The 18,523-nt window shown below is 60.9% G+C and carries 18 protein-coding genes and 1 pseudogene; 9 read left to right on the top strand and 10 right to left on the bottom strand.

Annotation, left to right across the window (positions count from 1 at the left end):
* Nucleotides 1-134: 134 nt before the first annotated feature.
* A pseudogene (locus tag ACRQ5Q_RS44040) lies at nucleotides 135-554 on the top strand (DUF6998 domain-containing protein).
* Nucleotides 555-996: 442 nt separating this feature from the next.
* Here the strand turns inward: ACRQ5Q_RS44040 and ACRQ5Q_RS44035 are convergent.
* The 4 genes from ACRQ5Q_RS44035 to ACRQ5Q_RS44020 form a co-directional block, all read right to left on the bottom strand.
* A complete protein-coding gene (locus tag ACRQ5Q_RS44035; protein ID WP_439400475.1) occupies nucleotides 997-2,010 on the bottom strand; it encodes a cation diffusion facilitator family transporter in 1,014 nt (337 codons plus the stop codon).
* Nucleotides 2,003-2,332 carry a hypothetical protein gene (locus ACRQ5Q_RS44030; protein WP_439400474.1) on the bottom strand — a complete coding sequence of 110 codons (330 nt, stop codon included), beginning with the start codon at nucleotides 2,330-2,332 and terminating at the stop codon, nucleotides 2,003-2,005. The genes ACRQ5Q_RS44035 and ACRQ5Q_RS44030 overlap by 8 nt, the downstream gene beginning before the upstream one ends.
* 382 nt (nucleotides 2,333-2,714) lie before the next feature.
* The gene (locus ACRQ5Q_RS44025; protein ID WP_439400473.1) at nucleotides 2,715-3,314 is read right to left on the bottom strand and encodes an SCO family protein; all 600 of its coding nucleotides are present in this window, start codon (nucleotides 3,312-3,314) and stop codon (nucleotides 2,715-2,717) included.
* Nucleotides 3,315-3,328: 14 nt separating this feature from the next.
* Nucleotides 3,329-4,435 carry an MBL fold metallo-hydrolase gene (locus ACRQ5Q_RS44020; protein WP_439400472.1) on the bottom strand — a complete coding sequence of 369 codons (1,107 nt, stop codon included), beginning with the start codon at nucleotides 4,433-4,435 and terminating at the stop codon, nucleotides 3,329-3,331.
* A gap of 404 nt (nucleotides 4,436-4,839) precedes the next feature.
* On the opposite strand from ACRQ5Q_RS44020, the gene ACRQ5Q_RS44015 reads away from it, so the two are divergent.
* Both ACRQ5Q_RS44015 and ACRQ5Q_RS44010 read left to right on the top strand, forming a co-directional pair.
* Complete coding sequence (locus tag ACRQ5Q_RS44015; protein WP_439400471.1) at nucleotides 4,840-5,013, top strand: hypothetical protein; 174 nt, start codon at nucleotides 4,840-4,842, stop codon at nucleotides 5,011-5,013.
* 48 nt (nucleotides 5,014-5,061) lie between these two features.
* Nucleotides 5,062-5,679: a tyrosine-type recombinase/integrase gene (locus ACRQ5Q_RS44010; RefSeq protein WP_439400470.1), complete on the top strand. Its 618-nt coding sequence runs from the start codon at nucleotides 5,062-5,064 to the stop codon at nucleotides 5,677-5,679.
* A gap of 783 nt (nucleotides 5,680-6,462) precedes the next feature.
* Here ACRQ5Q_RS44010 and ACRQ5Q_RS44005 read toward each other — a convergent pair.
* Nucleotides 6,463-6,909 carry a hypothetical protein gene (locus tag ACRQ5Q_RS44005; protein WP_439400469.1) on the bottom strand — a complete coding sequence of 149 codons (447 nt, stop codon included), beginning with the start codon at nucleotides 6,907-6,909 and terminating at the stop codon, nucleotides 6,463-6,465.
* Nucleotides 6,910-7,489: 580 nt separating this feature from the next.
* Between ACRQ5Q_RS44005 and ACRQ5Q_RS44000 the strand changes: the two genes are divergently transcribed.
* Both ACRQ5Q_RS44000 and ACRQ5Q_RS43995 read left to right on the top strand, forming a co-directional pair.
* The gene (locus tag ACRQ5Q_RS44000; RefSeq protein ID WP_439400468.1) at nucleotides 7,490-9,589 is read left to right on the top strand and encodes a carbon starvation CstA family protein; all 2,100 of its coding nucleotides are present in this window, start codon (nucleotides 7,490-7,492) and stop codon (nucleotides 9,587-9,589) included.
* Between the two features lie 5 nt (nucleotides 9,590-9,594).
* Nucleotides 9,595-9,822, top strand: coding sequence for a YbdD/YjiX family protein (locus ACRQ5Q_RS43995; protein ID WP_439400467.1), 228 nt, complete (start codon nucleotides 9,595-9,597; stop codon nucleotides 9,820-9,822).
* Nucleotides 9,823-10,371: 549 nt separating this feature from the next.
* Here ACRQ5Q_RS43995 and ACRQ5Q_RS43990 read toward each other — a convergent pair.
* The 4 genes from ACRQ5Q_RS43990 to ACRQ5Q_RS43975 all read right to left on the bottom strand — a co-directional run bounded on the left by ACRQ5Q_RS43990 (nucleotide 10,372) and on the right by ACRQ5Q_RS43975 (nucleotide 11,174).
* Complete coding sequence (locus tag ACRQ5Q_RS43990; RefSeq protein WP_439400466.1) at nucleotides 10,372-10,539, bottom strand: hypothetical protein; 168 nt, start codon at nucleotides 10,537-10,539, stop codon at nucleotides 10,372-10,374.
* 11 nt (nucleotides 10,540-10,550) lie between these two features.
* Nucleotides 10,551-10,724, bottom strand: coding sequence for a hypothetical protein (locus tag ACRQ5Q_RS43985; RefSeq protein WP_439400465.1), 174 nt, complete (start codon nucleotides 10,722-10,724; stop codon nucleotides 10,551-10,553).
* Nucleotides 10,725-10,848: 124 nt separating this feature from the next.
* Nucleotides 10,849-11,001, bottom strand: a complete 153-nt coding sequence (locus tag ACRQ5Q_RS43980) for a hypothetical protein (RefSeq protein ID WP_439400464.1) — start codon at nucleotides 10,999-11,001, stop codon at nucleotides 10,849-10,851.
* 11 nt (nucleotides 11,002-11,012) lie between these two features.
* A complete protein-coding gene (locus tag ACRQ5Q_RS43975) occupies nucleotides 11,013-11,174 on the bottom strand; it encodes a hypothetical protein (protein WP_439400463.1) in 162 nt (53 codons plus the stop codon).
* A gap of 1,494 nt (nucleotides 11,175-12,668) precedes the next feature.
* Here ACRQ5Q_RS43975 and ACRQ5Q_RS43970 point away from each other — a divergent pair.
* Nucleotides 12,669-13,001: a hypothetical protein gene (locus ACRQ5Q_RS43970; protein WP_439400462.1), complete on the top strand. Its 333-nt coding sequence runs from the start codon at nucleotides 12,669-12,671 to the stop codon at nucleotides 12,999-13,001.
* A gap of 977 nt (nucleotides 13,002-13,978) precedes the next feature.
* Nucleotides 13,979-14,206 (top strand): hypothetical protein, encoded by a 228-nt coding sequence (locus tag ACRQ5Q_RS43965; protein WP_439400461.1) that lies wholly within the window; start codon nucleotides 13,979-13,981, stop codon nucleotides 14,204-14,206.
* Between the two features lie 53 nt (nucleotides 14,207-14,259).
* Here the strand turns inward: ACRQ5Q_RS43965 and ACRQ5Q_RS43960 are convergent, their stop codons facing one another.
* On the bottom strand, nucleotides 14,260-14,469 hold the full coding sequence (locus ACRQ5Q_RS43960; RefSeq protein ID WP_439400460.1) for a cold-shock protein: 210 nt from the start codon (nucleotides 14,467-14,469) through the stop codon (nucleotides 14,260-14,262).
* Between the two features lie 1,164 nt (nucleotides 14,470-15,633).
* On the opposite strand from ACRQ5Q_RS43960, the gene istA reads away from it, so the two are divergent.
* Both istA and istB read left to right on the top strand, forming a co-directional pair.
* Nucleotides 15,634-17,172, top strand: coding sequence for an IS21 family transposase (gene istA / locus ACRQ5Q_RS43955; RefSeq protein WP_439392910.1), 1,539 nt, complete (start codon nucleotides 15,634-15,636; stop codon nucleotides 17,170-17,172).
* A gap of 15 nt (nucleotides 17,173-17,187) precedes the next feature.
* Nucleotides 17,188-17,931 (top strand): IS21-like element helper ATPase IstB, encoded by a 744-nt coding sequence (gene istB / locus ACRQ5Q_RS43950; protein ID WP_439392912.1) that lies wholly within the window; start codon nucleotides 17,188-17,190, stop codon nucleotides 17,929-17,931.
* The last annotated feature ends 592 nt before the right edge of the window (nucleotides 17,932-18,523 follow it).

Here is an 18,523-nt window from a genome sequence, read left to right as displayed (position 1 = left end):
GCGCATTTCGAGCATCCAAGCTCACAAGGGATGCTCGCGCAGCTTGACGTTCGGTGGAACGAGAACCCCGCACCCGAAATCAATCTCCTGATTGGTCGTCGTCAATCTGCGTTTGCTAATCGCGCGTGAAGAAGATGAAGCCCGGCGATCGCGTTAAACTGCCGAGGGCTATCTGCAAGCTGTACGGGGCTGTCGAGGAGTTGAAGGTCGCTTATCCTGGACGCCATTTTCCACCTGATGGGCACCTGGTTGGATCGATCGGAGAAGTCGTGGCTCGGGAGACGTTCGGTTTCGAGTGACTACCAGCTTCTGCCGTGAGTCATGACGCTGTGTGCACGACCCGTGGCAATGTCCAAATCAAGATTACTGGAGGCAAGAGCATCGCACTGCGCGGTGAATGCGACCACCTCATCGTGCTGCGTATCATCGTCTCCACGAGAGGCGGAAATAGTCTACGACGGAAAGGGAGACCTCGCGTGGCAACTCGCAGGACCGTTGCAAAGGAACGGTCAACGAACCGTCAGCCTGTCGAGGTTAATCAAGCGAGCGGCTGAGCACTAAAGCTTGCCGGCCCCGCTTCGCCCGCTCCAACTTGCCGGCTTTGCGCGCGGTGTCGGCGGGAAAGGGGTTTTCAGAGTCGCCAAGTTGGCTCAGCTTCAACAAGTCATCATTAATCGATTGCCGCGATGCTTTTCAATCAACCGAAAAAGCATTGTCGAGCGCGGTCGCAATTCGAGTTCGCAGTTCGGCTTGTCCACGGCGGGCTTGCCAGACCACGCTCGGACTATGGATTGCTGAAGTTTAAATCCAAACCGCTTGGGCTTGAGCGCGTTGTCATACTGTCACTCACAAAACAGAAAACTCGCGTTAATTCCGGTTGCACACTCTCGTCGGCTTCATTCTCGACCCAGAGCGGACATCTGACCCGAAGTGACGCTCGTTAGTGGCTGCCGCGCGTTGGGAAGGGACTGCGCTGGTCATCTGTTGCGCGCTACGTTAGTTGCCGTCAGTAGCCACTTTGGACGCTCGAGAGTGATCAGCTCCTGTGTCCCCCGTGTGGCGCGGGCGTTCCTGCCTGACGGCGTCTGCGTGCTTCTCTGGTCGGATATAAATTGAGCTGATCTCAGGCAGCGCCTGCTTCAGTTCGACCTCGATCGTTTCGATTAGCGCTTCTGCCTGGCCCATCATCAGGCCATCGTCAAAGTCAGCGCTGATCGCGACGAAGATCGCATCCGGCGCGGTGTGGATCGTGCGAACGTGATTGATGGCGACGATCTCGCGGCGGCGTGCGAGGATGTCCCACATCGTCGCTACCAGATTTCGATCGGCGCTCTCGCCGATCAGCAGGTCTTTCGCTTCCCGCGCCAGCAGGATGGCGACGGCGGCAAGGACGAGGCCGATCGCAATCGAGGCAACGCCGTCGATCCGTGGATCGCCGAGCCGCTGACTGGTCCAGATGCCGATGGCGGCGATGATCAGGCCAAGCAAGGCGGCACTGTCCTCGAAAAGCACGGTGAACCCGGCCGGATCCTTTGAACGGCGGACGGCCGACCACCAGCTCGCGCCGCACCGGCCTGCGTTGAAGGCGCGCACCGCGACGACCCAGGATGTGCCATCGAGCAGGAAGGCGGTGGCCAGGACGATGTAGTTGAGGGTGGGATTGCGCAGCTCCTCGGGGTCCAGGATGTGAAGCCAACCTTCGTAAATGGAAAAGCCGGCACCCACCGCGAAGATCAGAAGCGCGACGACGAATGCCCAGAAGTAGAGTTCGCGCCCATAGCCGAAGGGATGATGGGCATCCGCCGGCCGTTTCGCTCGCGCCTGTCCGTAGAGCAGCAAAACCTGGTTCCCGCTGTCGACTAGCGAATGGATACCTTCCGACAGCATGGACGACGAGCCGCTGATGGCGGCGGCGACGAACTTGGCGACAGCGATGCCGAGGTTCGCAGCGAGCGCGGCATACAGTACGACATTCGTCCGGATGTATTGAGTGTCATGAACCTCAGCCATGGTGCTTCCGGCGGAACTCTGCACAGCCACTCGATGCCCGCGACAGCAGCAGACAGTAGAGGATGCTTCGTCCACGGCCCCTGTCAGGGCCGATCAGGCCGATCAAGGCCCACAACAGCGCAAAGCTGGCGAACACCAGGCCACCGATAATGAGCCAGCGGTTCTTCCATTGGATTTCGTAGCTCGCGTAATAGGTCCCGTCACTGAGGAAGCCGCTGGCCAGGAAGCACGCGGCGCCTCCGAGCAGAAAAGCACGAAGCGGGTGGAGCACTGGTTGATACAGCTGCTCTCTCCCGACCCAGCTGCAACCAGAGAGGGACACGGACGAACTCCGACAGACCGGAGCGACAACGGCGCTGTGGTGCCCCAAAAACGAACGGCATCACCGTTGGTTCCTGTCCGTTCCTGCAACCGCGCTGCCGGTGATGATCCGCAAAGCCAGACCGCTCCCATGGCCGCTGGAGATAGGTCGGATGAGCATCTCGCGGGCCGCGGCGCAAGTTCGGGCTCAGGCGGCAATTCGTCGAGCGCGATCTTGTTGCGCAAACCCCTAGGCGCCGTAGACTGGAGGCGGCGGTGACGGCAGCTTGTGTTTTTTGGACGCCGGCAGCAAGGTGGCTCCGCACGGTCAACTGGCGGGCGTTCAAAAACCTGCACATGAACGGGCATGCTCGCTCTAACGTCTGACTCCGAAAAGACATCCGTCATCGTGTGAGATATTTGCGCAATACCTCGGTCAAGCGGTCGGGATTTGTTTGCGGCGGCATGAAGCCCAGATACTCGCCGTTGCGGCCCATTAGGTAAATGACACCGGAGTGATCGATCGAATATTCCCCGCCCCTTTCGTCGGGCACTTTGGCATAGAACGTTTTGTAGGAATTGGCGACCTTCCGAATCTCGTCCGGCGAGCCGGTGAGGCCCAGGAAACTGTGATGGAAGGCTGCGACATAGGCCGCCAGCACTTTGGTGTCACGCTCGGGATCGATCGTGATGAAGATCGGCTGGACTTCTTCGGCCGACGGACCCAGCGCGTCGAGCGCCTGCGTGATGGCCATCAGATCGGTCGGGCATACGTCGGGGCAGTAAGTATAGCCGAAATAAACGACAATCAGCTTGCCGCGGAATTCGGTGTCACGGCGCGGCTTGCCGGTGTGATCGGTCAGCGTGAACGGACCGCCGACTGAGCCGCGGCCATACATCAGATCGTCCATCATCTGCGCGGCCGATGGCTGTTCTGCCGCGTCAGCCGGGCCGCCTAGCAAGAACGCAGCGACAAAAAGCGCGCACGCCCTCAACCCGACCATGACAATCTCCGAGATCAGATACCGAAGGTGATCCGACAGCCGGTCGTGGTCGTGAGAACCTTCCCCGGCATCTGCCGCTGCGCTTCCTGAGTGAAATTCAGCCCGCTGCAGTGCATCGGAATCAATACATCCGAGTTCAACTTGCCGATTTCGCTGACGACCTGGGTCAAATAATCCGCCGGCGCCGGTCCGAGATGAAACCCGCCCATGATCGCATGGACCTTTTCAACTCCCGACACTTCCATCGCCTGACGCACCGAGTTCACGATGCCTACGTGGCCACAGGAGCTGATAACGATAAGTCCCTTGTCCTTCAGATTGAAGCAGGTAGCGTGCTCATGGATGTGCTCGTCCGGCACAATCTTGCCTTCCATTTCGGCGGGCAAATAATGGCTCCAGTTGCATCCGGCGCCGTCCTTGAGCTTGAACTCCACCATCGAGTTCGGGAGCACTTTCTCGATACTGTTGCGCTTGATCTTGCCGGTAGTGAACGCCTGCCCGCCGATCACCACCGGTGACTCGCACAACACGACCTTCACGTTCTGCTTGGCGATATCACGGCGGTCGAGCATTCCATAATCGCTCAATTCGCCGGGGCCGATGCGGGCATAGCGCCGACAGAAATTGTCCTCGCCGCCGGCATACATGGTGAGGTCGGCGGGCAAATCCTTGCGATGCTTGTCCAAAAACCCCAGTAGCCCGCCCCAATGGTCGAAATGGCCGTGGCTCATGATGAGCGTATCGATCTGCGATGCGTCGACCTTCAGCAAATCCATGTTGCCGTTGATGGTCTCGGGCGTCCAACCAAAATCCAGCAATAGCGTGCGCTTTTCATCACCGCGCTGCGGCTCCAACAGCAACGACAACCCCCATTCGCTGTGCAGCGGGCGCGTCGTATCTGCGGAACGGCCGGGCTCCGTCTTCACCCCGTTGGCCTGCTGGGGCTTGAAGAAGATATCGCTGGCGCTATCGACCAGCACGCGGACGCTGAGCTTGTCGATGGTGGGCACCTCGATCGGACCCGCCTTGGCCATTTCGATACAGGAGAATCTGCCGGCCGCGGCAGCCACTCCAAAAACTGCAGACAACTTCAGTGCATCTCGGCGATTGAAATTGGTCATGGGATACTTCCGTCAGGTTAACCGCGTGCTGTCAGGGTCCGCAACGCACTAAAGTATGGAGTCATTTAAGGTTGTGGTTCCGTGGAAGTCAACGGAGGTCAAGGTGCTCCATATGGGCTAATTGCCCCTTCCGTTCGTCGCTACGCAATGACGGGCCAGGAATGTCCCAATTGGATCAAAATGCGAAGAACTCAGTAGCAACTCCAGTCCGCTCTGGCTCAACGAGCTGACCTCCGTCCGACCGGGCGCAACTTCGCAGCTGGGCCAAAGCACAAAGTCGCTGCGCTCCAGCCCGCTGCGCGGGGGCAAGAGCCGAGAGAGCGGTAGTCGGATCCTAATAGCCGTTGGAGAGCCCCGTCCTGAGAATCGAGGTATCGTCAACCTCTCTCAGAATGGAGCTCCCCATGAGCGAGACCAACACCGTCAGTCCGCTGCGTCAGCGTATGATGGAAGATATGGCTGCGCGCAAGCTCAACCCGCACACGCAACGCAGTCACATCCAAAGCTGCAAGCGGTCTGCCGCCTGGCTTAAGCGCTCGCCCGATACGGCCACACCCGATGAGGCGCGGCATTTTTAGCTGCACCTCATCGAGAGTGGTGCCAGCGTCTGCAACCGCAATCCGATCATGACCGGCGTGCGGTTCCTGTTCCGAGTCACGCTGCGCCGCTGCGATCTGGCGGCCGAGGTCTGGCACATTAAGAAGCCGCCGAAGCTACCGCCGGTGCTGAGCCCCGAGGAGGTCAAACGTGTCCTGACGATGGCGACGAGCCTCAAGGCGCAGACGATGCTGACGCTGGTCTATGGCTGCGGTCTGCGTGCCGGCGAAGTGGTGCGGCCGCGCGCGGGCGACACCGATAGTGCGCAGATGATCATCCGTATCGTGCAGTCGAAGGGCCTCAAGGACCGCAACGTGAAGCTGCCGGCGGAAGTCCCCGACCTGTTGCGGCAATGGTGGAAGGTGCGACCGACCAGGCATGATGCCGGTGTCGCGCCGGAACAGCGCTGGCTGTTTCTTCCCTGCCGCAGTCAGCATCGGCCGCTGACCACGCGTCAGTTCAGGCGGCTGTTCAAGGAGGCGGTCAAAGACGGGGAATTGCGCAAGGCGCTATCTCTTCACACGCTCCGCCATAGCTTCGCGACCCATTTGCTAGAGCGCGGCACCGACATTGGCCCGATTCAGGCGTTGCTCGGACACGACAAGCTCGAGACTACGGCCCGCTACACCCGCGTGGCGACAGCATAATCGCCAGGATCGAGAGCCCACTCGACCGCCTGAGCGCACCGCGTCGAAGAGGCGAGCGAAGCGGGCCACCACGGAGCCGCCGGCGCCATAGCGGCGCCGGCTATGACTCTGCAAGCTCGCGGCCACCGAATCCGCTGTTGCGTTTGTGGACCGGAGGCTACATCAGCGGCGGGCATCGGCGCGGGACCCCTGTGCGACCTCGCCAGCCTTTCGAGCGGCATCGATGGCCCGAGATCATTTGATTGATATGCCGGCCCGTAGCCGAAGGTTTGTGCTTCGTTTTGGGTGGTAATGTTGTGAGCCCCCTCAAGGCACGTCTCACCTGTCAAATGATGAGCGCGCACGGGCCACCGATCGTATCGTCTCCGTCGCGCTGCCCTGCTCAACGTCGGGGAACACGATGAGCGCGGTGCTATCGTGCTGCGGTTGCGCCTTGCCAACCTGCCGCCGTGCCTAGTCCAGGAGGCGACTTGGTTTGGATGAGGTTAATGACTCGCAGCATTCTTGACCTTGCACGTCGCAAAAGGTGATCGGGGAGAAATGCTCGATGGCGGTATCGGCGTTCGGTCGTCCGTTTCCCGCCAGCGTCGCGATTATCACGCGCATCTCGGCCTTCACGTCGGCGGATGGGTACGGCGCAGAGCGTACCCTGTGGGCGTCGGCAGCTGGAGCCGCAGCCGATAGCGCTCGTCATACCGCTGGGCGCTGGAGCGCCTTATGATCCAGGCGCCCGACGGTAATGCTATCCGCCAATACACGGGAGGGACGGACGACAGCGGCGGATCAGCCGATGCTTCTGTCCTCCATGATCCGGCGTTTTACAGTTTCGCAGGTCTTGCGAACGTCCTCTGTGAAGAGTGCACACTCCTCAATTCGCTTGAAAATCCTCTTGGCTTCCTCGCGATATGACGCCGCCGTATCACGCATGAAGGCAATCGTGGTATGTACCTCAGCGGTCATCGCCTCGCATTTCCTCGCCGCGCTGATCAACTCAACTCCCATTGCTTCGATCTCTTTGGCCGCGGCTTCATAGTCACGCACCACCGCCTCGGCAGTGAGTTGGCCTACACGCGAGACCCCTTCTCGATGCTCGACATAATCCGGCAATGGTTCAGATGGAACCGGTGGTGCAGCCCTGACAGGCATTGCTGGCAAAGCCGATGTCACATCTGCTTCAAGCTTGACCAGATCTACTGCCTTGTTTCGCGGAAATTTTTCGATGATCGACATCCGTCCCTCCTATTGAACTCTCCCCTTCATCAATCGGAGCCAGTGCGCGAGAAATTCTGGACAATACTCGGCAATGGCGAGTCTCATTGAGACTTCTGATTCGTGGCGAAAGATTCGCGAAATTGCGGCGAGCCTTACTACCGTGAAGATGTCGCGCACTCATGGATGCTGCCGCATGACCGGAAGTTACAAGCAACCCGGACTGGATGCGGCGCTTTCGGACGATGCTGTCGAAAAATGCCTTGCCGCAAATCGCTTGGCGTCGCGCCCTCCCTTGTCCGATGCCAACATATGGATCAACACCGGACAGCAACGTCGGGCTCGATAGTGCCAAGGAAAGTTTCGTCAGTCCGCTGAGTGTGCGTCGCAAACGCCAGCCCCCTGTACTTGAAAGATCGTTAACGATGACATCCGAGGCCTTATGCGCTAGTCTTGCGTGCCAATCTTAGAGATGGCGACTCTGCTCCGACTGCAGCAGGACCTCCACGCAGGCACAGGCTAGAGTTTCGCGGGAGAACGAAGCGCAATCGAAATAACTGGTCGGGCGTCGAACCCGGAAACGCATGGGAGGAAACAGACCATGGTGGGTGCAATGGCGCAAAGCCGCAATCGCCTCGACAACTGGCTTGTCTGGACGGCGGTCTCGGTTCTAGGGGCCTTCGGTCTCGCGATGGTCGCGCTCGTGCGCGGGGAGCGTGTGAGCGCGCTCTGGATGGTGGTCGCGTGCATCGCGGTCTATCTGATAGCCTATCGCTATTATAGCCTCTTCATCGCCCGCACAGTGCTTCAGCTCGACCCCGATCGACCGACACCGGCGCACCGGCACAACGACGGACTCGACTACGTTCCAACCAACAAATACGTGCTGTTCGGCCACCATTTCGCGGCGATCGCCGGCGCGGGCCCGCTCGTCGGCCCCGTGCTTGCCGCACAGATGGGTTACCTGCCCGGCATGCTGTGGATTCTCGCGGGCGTCGTGCTCGCGGGCGCGGTGCAGGATTTCATGGTCCTGTTCGTCTCGATGCGCCGCGACGGCCGGTCCCTCGGCGACCTCGTGCGTTCGGAACTTGGACCCGTGCCCGGGGTCATCGCGCTGATCGGCACTTTTCTGATCATGATCATCATTCTCGCCGTGCTCGCCCTCATCGTGGTTAAGGCTCTAGCCGACAGCCCATGGGGCATGTTCACCGTCGCGATGACGATACCGATCGCCATCTTGATGGGCGTCTACATGCGTTTCATCCGCCCCGGCGCAGTGGGCGAGGCCTCGGCCTTCGGTGTTGTAGGACTGATGGCCGCTATCATCCTGGGCGCGAACGTCGCGGAAAGCCCGACCTGGTCGGCCGCGTTCACGTTTTCGCCGACGCAATTGTGCTGGCTCCTGATCGTCTATGGCTTCGTCGCCTCGACCCTGCCAGTGTGGCTGCTGCTCGCGCCGCGCGACTATCTCTCGACGTTCCTGAAGATCGGCGCGATTGTCGCTCTGGCACTCGGCATTCTCTTTGTCGCGCCCGATCTCAGAATGCCGGCGCTCACGCGCTTCGTCGACGGAACCGGCCCGGTCTGGTCGGGGAGCCTGTTCCCGTTCCTGTTCATCACCATCGCCTGCGGCTCGGTGTCGGGCTTTCACAGCCTGATCTCGTCCGGCACCACGCCCAAGCTGATCGACAACGAAGTGCAGGCGCGTTTCATCGGCTATGGCGGCATGCTGATGGAGAGCTTCGTCGCTATCATGGCGCTGGTGTCGGCCTCGATAATCGAGCCCGGCGTCTATTTCACCATGAACAGCCCGGCCGCGGTGATCGGAACGACGGCCGAAAGCGCCGCCGCCAAGGTGAGCGAGTGGGGCTTTACGATCACGCCCGAGCAGATCAAGCAGACGGCGGTCGATGTCGGCGAGAAGACGATCATCTCGCGCGCCGGCGGCGCGCCGACGCTCGCCGTCGGCATGGCCCAGATTTTCGCCAACCTGATCGGCGGGAAGGCGATGATGGCCTTCTGGTATCATTTCGCCATTCTGTTCGAGGCGCTTTTCATTCTCACCGCGGTTGATGCGGGGACACGCGCCGGGCGATTCATGCTGCAGGATCTCCTGGGGGTGTTCGCGCCAGGGATGCGCAACATCGCATCGATCCCGGGCAACGTCACCGCCACAGGCATATGCGTCGCGTTCTGGGGATATTTCCTCTATCAAGGCGTCACCGATCCGCTCGGCGGCGTCAACACGTTGTGGCCGCTGTTTGGAATCTCCAACCAGATGCTCGCGGCCATCGCGCTGATGCTGTGCACGGTCGTGCTGTTCAAGATGAAGCGCGAGCGTTACGCCTTCGTCACGGTGCTTCCCACGGCCTGGCTCGTGATCTGCACGCTCACGGCAGGCTTACAGAAGGTCTTCGACAGTGCGCCGAGTGTCAGCTTCCTTGCGCACGCCAACATCTTCCGCGCCGCTGCGGACGCGGGCAAGGTGCTGGCGCCGGCCAAGAACCTGGACGAGATGAGGCAGATCGTGCTGAACGATACGATCGATGCGGTAATGGCCTTTATCTTCGTGCTACTCGTCGCGAGCATGATCTATTTCGGTGTTCGCGCCTGCATAGACGCCTGGCGTGCGAGCGGCTGGACCGCGCGTGAGCTGCCGGAAGCGACGAACGGTCCGCAGGTCGCGGTCCCGGCGGAGTGATGCGGATGAAACAGGTTGCGACGACGAATCTCAGAGACGCGCTTGCCGCCTTCGGCAAGTGCGTCTGCGACGGTGCGCGACTGATGATCGGCGTGCCCGACTACGAAACCTATGCGGAACACATGCGCCGCATGCATCCCGAACAAGCGGTCATGAGCTACGCCGAGTTTTTCCGGGAGCGGCAGTCGGCGCGATACGGCGCCGGATCGACGCGCGGTTTCCGCTGCTGCTGAGGGCCACGCCAGGCCACTCGAAGAACCGATGGCCGGCGCGGCCCCGCGATAAGCATCATGCGTTGCGCTGTCTGCCCAGTAAGCGGCACTGGCGGAGGAGATTGAGTGGCGCCTCGTCCAGCGCCTCACGGGTTCCGGCACTTTCCTGACAAGTCCGCTATTGCGACCGCACCCAAGCGGATCCGTCAGCGGTTTTGTAATTCGCTTGTGGCTGTCCGTTCTCGTATTGTGCAATCCCTTAAGCAAAATGGCAAAGGCGGGGCCGACTGGTCCCGCCCTGTACCGTCTTTTGCTACCGAGTTGGGTAGCAACATGGTAGCAAGCCGTTCGCTGCCCGTTCACGGCAACAGCCGACATCAACCCTCGTCGCCGCTCTCGACTATCTTGCGGATCGTGACGCGGACATGGCCTCAGCGTTGCCAGGATCGAGTTGCGGCGGTCTGCGCCAGCCGCGGTCCAGCAGGATGCTGCAATTGGCAACGCTCCCGCTCCGCTCGTCGCGTCGCGACGGGGACAGGCGACAGAGGCAGCCGCCCTTCGGTAAACGGCTTAACGAACGTTCGTGACGATAATATCTTCCATAGTAATGACGAGGTACTCCTTTGGCCTAACGGGCGCCGCGCTCGGCTTTCCGCCTGAGACCTGATCGAGTTGGTCCTTGGTAAGTTCGCGTACATCGGGGCGGACTTCGGAATTGTGCATGGGGGTCGTGCTCATGATCTTCTCCATCAAGCCAGCTCGATGATGACATTAGGGATGTGAGTTCCCTTGCAGCAAGCCGCCGAAAGTTTGGCAGATGCGGTTTCCGACGTGCCGCCGATTACTGCATCGAACTCGCTATCCGCGAGTGGGCGATGATCTTCGAGCGCGGTGGGCTTCGAAGTGTCGTTGGTCTCGCTCATGAGCTTCTCCATCCAAGCAGCGTGGACATCCGTCGCTGATGTGGCCACGCTGGCCCAAAGCTCTCGCCGCCACTGTGAACTGGATCACTGGCGACACCCAGATCCCGACATTCCGTTATTGCCATCACTTAGGTTCACGGGCGGTTTGAGCGGCTGGGAGCAACAGACCGATCAAGATGGCAATGATGCCGCCAGACACTGCGTCCAGCTCGTTGTCCTGTAGTTCTCGGCTCTGCGTGGCGCGACCGGGGTTCGAAATGTCGTTGCTCTTGCTCACGATCTTCTCCATCAAAAAAGCTTTGGCGAAGCCTTATCCAGATATTTTACTATGTGGATTTCCTGCATTTCTACCTGCCCGCCGGAGACCGTCCTCAGCTCCGCCTCTCTCAGTTCGTCCTTAGGCTCGCGGGCCTCGATACTGGTTTTGACATTGCGCGGCGCGGTTTTCATGATTTCTCTCCATCCGAACCAGCGCGGGCCATCCCAACTGGTGCCGGCACACTGGCCCAACGCTCTCGCCGCCACCGTGACCCTAGTCACATGTCGCAATTTTGGTTTCGAGAAAAATGGGTTCGCTGCTTGATGAGCGTCCCAGCGGTGTCGGGCAGCCGCACCTCATTTTGTGCGCGTGTTGCTCAAACCGGGCGAGATCTATGAGCTACGAACCAAAATCATCGCGGCCCGACCATCTGACCGCCACGACCAAGGACGGCGAGATCGAGTTGACCGAGGAACAATTGAGCTGGGTCAGCGGCGCCGCATTGCCTCGCTAAAAATGTTACCGGACAACTTCCCTGTCGTGTCTGGGGCGGAGCTGCTGAATCAGTTCGGTGGCGGCTATGGCAGGGAAGATCAGCATGCGCGCAAAGCGCGAGATCACATCAGCGCTGGCCGAGCGTTATCGGGCAAGCGGGCGGCTCGAGAAGGGACGGATCCTAGACGAGCTGTGCGCCGTTGCGGGATGGCATCGCAAGCACGCGATCCGAGCGCTGTCAGCGGACGGGGCATCGGGGTCGGCCGTGACGCGGCGGCGGGGCCGGACTTACGGAGCTTCCATTCGTATGGCACTGATTGTGCTATGGGACTCGTCTGACCGGCTCTGCAGTAAGCGGCTCGTCGCGATGATCCCGTTCTTGCTTCCGGCTCTTGAACGGCACGGCAGATTGACGCTTTCTGCTGATGAGCGGTCTAAGGTTTTAGGGTGAGCGCGGCGACGATCAATCGCCTGCTGAGCGACGTAAGGATCGCAGCAGCCGGAGGACGCCGACGGCGGGCGGGCTTTTCCAGTGCCGTACGGCGGCAAGTCCCGGTGCGTACATTCAATGACCGGGGATCACCTCCGCCGGGGTACTGCGAAGCGGATCTGGTTGCGCACGGCGGCATGTCCGTATCCGGGGCCTTCATTCAGACGCTAACAATGGTGGATGTCGCAACGGGGTGGACCGAATGCTTTCCGCTCTCGTGCGTGAAGCAGCGCTTGTGGTCGAGGCCCTCGAGCGCGCCCAAGCGCGCGCACCCAGACATCTCGCTCCTCGTCGGTCGGTCAGGATCACCGGCAGGGCCTTGGGGCGGATCGGGAGTTGACGCGCGCTTATTGCCGCCGTGCCACGGGCCGCCGCTTGGGGCAACAGGGCCCCTCCCGCGATTACCGCTCACAGGTCCACAACAAAGTGCTAAGCTCCTCCTTGTCCCAGCGACGTGTTTTGCCGGGCCGTTCGGAGGGCACTGGGGCGGAGCAGCGGGTTCAAAGGCGATTAGCAGCGATCTTGGCTGCCGACCTGGTCGGTTACTCTGCGTTGATGCAACGTGCTGAGGAAGCCACCTACGCCGAGTTCGAGCGGCTGAAGCGGGAATTGATCGCCAAGCCTCTCCCGCCAAGGCGCGCATCTATAGGCGGACAGGTTCGAGCGTGACCTGACGGACATTTTCGCTCTCCAGGACGAAGTGACGGTCGCGGTTGTCTCAGCCATTCAGCCAAAACTGCTTCAAACAGGGATTGCACTGGCGGCGCGGCGGCGACCGGAGAACCTCACTGCCTATGATCTTTATCTCCGGGCTATGCCGCAGTTTTACCTAGCGACCCGCGAAGGGGTGGCCCAGGCGATCACGCTGGCGCATCGTGCCTTGGAACTGGACCCTCGGTTCGGCCTTGTCGCGGCTCTGGCAGGTGTCCTCCACATGAACAACGTCGTCTTTGGCTTTGCTGCCGATCCGCAATTCGAGCGCAAGGAAGCCATTCGGCTTTGTCGCTTGGCCTTGGAGCATCGACGATGGTGATCCGGAAACGTTGGCTTTTGCTGCCCTGATCTCGGCGTTCTTGGTCCGCGATGATGAAGGTGCAATCGAAATGGCTGACCGGGCAGTCGCGCGCAACCCAAATGCGATTACCGCATGGGGCTGCAGAGGCTAGGTCTATCGAAGTGCGGGCACCGGAGGAAGCGATCCGCAGCTTTGAACGTGCCATTCGCGCGAGCCCGGTAGACCCGCTGTTACACCGGCCGCTTACCGGCATGGGGATGGCCTTGATTGAGCTGTCGCTTTGACGAGGCCGTGGTCGCCGCGAGGAAGGCCCTCCGTCAGAACCCTCGTTTTCGGTAGCTTATTGTTGTCTTGCGTCCGCTTTCGCCGATCTCGGACGCGATGCAGAAGCGCGTGAAGCGGCGGCGCGTGTGCTTGAGCTCCATCCCGCCTTCACAATCTCTGAGTTTATCGCTCGCGGCGGGCGATCAAACGCGAAGCTGCTGATTGAGGGGCTTCGGAAAGCGGGGTTGCCCGAATGAGCCCAGTGGGAGCAGCGACGAGGTGATCGAAGGAGGTTCGCATGATTGCAAGTGCGCTCGATCGTATTCCTATTCCGCCCTGGGCAAGCCAGCTTGGGTGGCGTCTCATCGATGTGCGTCCGAACGAAGGCTGGATCCGGATTGGTTCTGCAATACCGCCGGGTTCGTGCAGGGCGCATCCAGTCCGCCATGCTCGAGGGCACGATGGGGGCGGCCGTGTTCGTTATGACCGACGGAAAGCTGTACGGCCCGACCATCAGCTTGACGGTGAATTTCATGTCGCGGGCGAAGACTGGACCGATGACCAGCGAGGCGAAGGTCACGCAGCTCGGCAAATGTCCCCGGACAGCTTTATCGATGTCGATATCGGACGAGGGAAGGAATTGACGGGGGAAGACTGAAAAAGCCCGCCAAGCGACATACATCCGACATGCGCCGTTGTTAGCCATCATTTGAAACTGAGGGAGAACTCCCATGGCCGATGACGATCTCAAAACTCTGATGACCGCGCACGCAGCTCTCGCCAGAAAGCGCCTCACCTGGGCTCAAACGATCGCATCTCCCGGCGAGATCCCTGAGGGGGCGATCAGAGCCATCATCGAGGTGCAGCAGGCGATCGACGTGATTGACCGCGCCATCGAGGAGTTGGAAGAAGCTGAGGAACTGGAAGAAGACGAGGAACTGGAAGAAGACGTTGACTAGGAATAGAAAGCCCGCCTTTGCGGCGGGCTCCTTCAGTTTCGATCTCGCACCCCTTAAGCGATGCGAAGGTTCTCCGCTGCCGCCTTGCCAGAACGGCGATCCGCAATGACGTCGTAGCTGACGCGCGCGCCCTCGGCGAGGCCGGTGTACCCAGCTTTCTCCACTGCAGAAATATGAACAAATACGTCCCTACCGCCATCTTCCGGTTGGATGAAGCCATAACCTTTGGTTGCATTAAACCATTTTACAATTCCGATAGCCACGTTAAGAGTCTCCACTAGATTTGGAACGAGTCCAGTTAACCAGCCTTTGGCGAGGTCATCAAGAAGAGCCCGCCGGCCGGACCGACGGGCTCCTTGGAGCGACCGTGATTTGTGACACGGATAGAAAAACCCGCTCTCAGTATAAGACACGAGCAGTGAGGCCAGTGCCTCGCTTGTCGCCGGTTGCGTAGCTCGGATGTACAGCTGCGCGATTCGGCACCATGCACAAAAAGTCAGCCGATGTGGCCGCCATGCACTGGCCGGAATCAACCTATGGATAGAGGATGGGGCTGGCCGGGGAAAGAGATATGGAGAGGGGTCTCCAATGGCGAGTGGCAGATCAAAACTGCGAGTCGCGGTGCGCGCGTTGGTGAAGGCTCGCGAGCGGACCCGGCGTCGTAGGCGGCGGCGCACCCTGTCCGCGCCTCGATAGGAATAGCCCGGCTCGATCGGTCGTAGTAGTCGTTCAGATCTTGCGCTTCATCGCATCAAGTCCAGCCCTGTGATCCGATATTTTCCGTTTGGCCCCACCGGCTCGATCCAGCCCTTCGCGAGCACTTTGACCACAGTGCGGGGACCGACTTCGCCGGGGATTGACTGACGTTTTAAGTTCGCTTCAAGACCCAGGCGCTCGAAATAAGTGGGAATGTGCGAGGGCCTAGCAGGCATCCTAATCCAAGGATTTGAGCCAAGGCCGTGCGGGAGGCACGGCCCTGGTCGCAACTGTCCAGCCCCGGCCGGATTCCGTCGCTGCCGACACCTAGCCGATTCCTTTAATCCACAACAATAACCCCCAGCGCTCGCACGCTGGGTGGATGCTAAGTATGACCTCGGTAAAGCAATGGACCGTCAATAGCAGAATGTAACTAAGTGCATGTGTGAAGTCGTTCACACATGCCAAGAAGTTCGCAGCCGAGCGCGGCTGCCTCGAGCTGCACCTATATGAGGCTGCTGCCGCCGAAGATGGGTTGCGCGTTCCAGCCGATCGTGATCACCGATTCCAGGCCATCGTGATCACCCATTCCAGAGCATCGTGATCACCGTTTCCAGCCGATCGTGATCGCTATTTCCAGCGATCATGATCGGGGACAACCAGGAGGCGCCCACCGCTGACAGTCTGCAACCGGGGTAGCTCGGTCTTTTGCCCAACCGCAGAGGATCGAGATGCCGACAGAGAGACTGTCCATGCGCCACATTCGCGAAGTTCTACGCCTGCACTACAGCGTCGGCATGTCGCAACGCGCCGTTGCCCGCAGCCTCGGTCTGGCCCAGGGCACGGTCAGTAAGTACGTCAACCGAGCCCGCCGCGCCGGTCTGACCTGGCCGTTGCCAACGGAGCTCGATGACGACGTCCAGCTCGAGAACCGCCTGTTTCCGCCGCCTTCCGATCGGCCCAGCGACGAGCGTCCGCATCCGGACTGGGCGCTCGTGCATCGCGAGCTGCGGCGCCCGAACGTCACGCTGATGCTGTTGTGGGAGGAGTATTGCGACGCAAACTCCGACAGCTTCAGCTATGCGTGGTTCTGCGAACGCTATAAGGAATGGGCCGGCCGCCTCAAGCCGACCCTGCGCCAGGTCCATGTCGCCGGCGAGAAGCTGTTCGTCGACTATTCCGGCCACACCATGGAGGTAGTTGACGGGCTCACCGGTGAGGTGCGCAGCGCGCAGATCTTCGTCGCCGTGCTCGGCGCCTCGAACTACACCTACGCCGAGGCCAGCCTCACCCAGAGCCTGCCGGACTGGATCGCCTCGCACGTGCGGGCCTTTGCCTTTTTCGGCGGTGTGGCCCGGCAGACGGTGAGCGACAATTTGAAGGCCGGCATCACCCGGGCCTGCTTTCACGAGCCGATGGTCAACCGGACCTATGCCGATCTCGCCCGCCATTACCGCACCGCCATCGTCCCGGCGCGGCCGTATCGGCCGCGCGACAAAGCCAAGGTCGAGGTCGGGGTCCAAATCGTCGGGCGATGGATTCTGGCGCGTCTGCGCAACCGCCGCTTCTTCTCGCTCGCCGCCCTCAACGAGGCGATCCACAGCCTCCTTGTCGAGCTGAACGATCGACCTCTCCGGAGCTGGGGGCGAAGTCGGCGCGATCTGTTCGAAGAGTTCGATCATCAGGCGCTCACCCCCTTGCCGGATGAACCGTACGAGTATGCCGAGTGGAAGCGCTGCCGGGTCAACCTCGATTATCACGTCGAGATCGCCAAGCATTACTACAGCGTCCCTCACAACCTCTTGCATCAGGAGGTCGAGGCTCGCATCACCCAAAAGACCGTCGAGATCTTCCTCCGTGGCAAGCGCGTGGCCTCGCATCTGCGCAGCACCTTGCCGCATCGCCCGACCACGATTGCCGAGCATATGCCGAGTTCGCATCGCCGCTATCGTGACTGGACCCATGAGCGTATTCGTTCCGAAGCCGCCAAGGTCGGCCCCGACGCCGACACCCTGATCGACGTCATCCTGCGGTCGCGGCCGCATCCGGAACAGGGCTTCCGCTCCGCGATCGGCATTCTCGGGCTGGTCAAGCGCTACGGCCAGGAACGCGTCGACGCCGCCTGCGCCCGGGCCCTGCTGCTCAACGCCCGCTCGTACAAAACGGTCGCCGCCATCCTCAAGAACGGCACCGACAGAACCGCGCCTCCCGCCGAGGAGGCGCCCATCCTCTTCCACGCCAACATCCGTGGCCGCAGCTACTACAATTGATCAGGAGAGATCAGCATGCTTATTCACCCCACCGTCGATCGCTTGCGCGCCCTCGGCCTCGCCGCCATGGCCGATACCCTCACTGAACTGCAGAACAACCCCGAGGCGGCCGAGATGCCGCACGCCGATTGGCTCGGCCTCCTCGTCGATCGCGAGGTCACCGCCCGCGACAACCGCCGCCTCACGCGCCGCTTGACCAGTGCCAAGCTCCGGCAAGCCGCCGCCATTGAGAACGTCGACTATCGCACCGCTCGCGGCCTTGACCGTTCGCTCTTCCAAACCCTCGCCACCTGCCAATGGATCCGTGAGGCCAACCACCTGGTCATCGTCGGCCCAACCGGCACCGGCAAGTCCTGGCTTGCCTGTGCGCTCGGCAACAAGGCCTGCCGCGACGGCTTCTCCGTCCTCTACAAGCGAACATCCCGCCTGTTCGCCGATCTCGCCCAGGCGCGCGGCGAAGGCCGTCTGGCGCGCCTGATCGCCGCGCTCGAGCGCGTCAATCTCCTCATCCTTGACGACTGGGGACCCGAACCGCTCACCGCCGACCAGCGCCGCGATCTGCTCGAGATTGTCGATGATCGCTACGACAAGGGATCCTTGTTGATCACAAGTCAGGTCCCCGTGTCGCAATGGCACGACGTCATTGCCGATCCCACCCTTGGCGATGCGATATTGGACCGCATCATTCACAATGCGCACCGCCTCGAGCTCAAAGGCGACAGTCTACGGCGTCAGGCTGGCGAAAAGAAAAAACCGTGAGCACCTCGCGCACGATCGCCCCGCCGGCCCACAGGCCCCTCCCGCGCGCGTCGCTCCGTCGCTCATGGGGGCACTCCGCGCCGCGCACGGGGCCCTCCCATGGACCGCCGGAACGATCTCCGAACCAACCCGCCAGCCTTGACCAGGAGACCATTTCCAGCACACATAAACCCGTCAGTCGTGTTCGCCTCCGCATCTGATCACGATCGCTGGAATCCGTGATCACCATCGCCTGGAACACCTGATCACCATCCCTGGAATGCGCAAGATGGGTGATATACCGCTCCATCGCTGGGGGCTGGGGGCCAAGGTCTAGCGATGGAGCGGTAGCCAGAAGCATGGTTACCAGCGCTGCTTCCGACGCGCCAAGAATGCGATCGAGATTCGGGCGCGTTGAGGACGAATGCTGGGCGCTTTATCTGCGGAATAGATTCCAGATTAGGGCACTAGTCCAGCGGGTTATTTTACTCCGACACCCGGTCGGACCGGCTAGAGCCAAGAACTTGCCAAATGACCAAGAACACCACGACCTAAGCTGGGGATCCTCCGACAACTAGCGTCCTGATTCCCCTCCCTCTAGAGTGTCGCTTAC

It is taken from the genome of Bradyrhizobium sp. PMVTL-01 (assembly GCF_051861855.1).
In the GTDB taxonomy this organism is placed as follows: Bacteria; Pseudomonadota; Alphaproteobacteria; order Rhizobiales; family Xanthobacteraceae; genus Bradyrhizobium.
The sequence above is the reverse complement of the archived record's forward strand: the minus strand, read 5'-3'. Positions and strand labels throughout refer to the sequence as shown.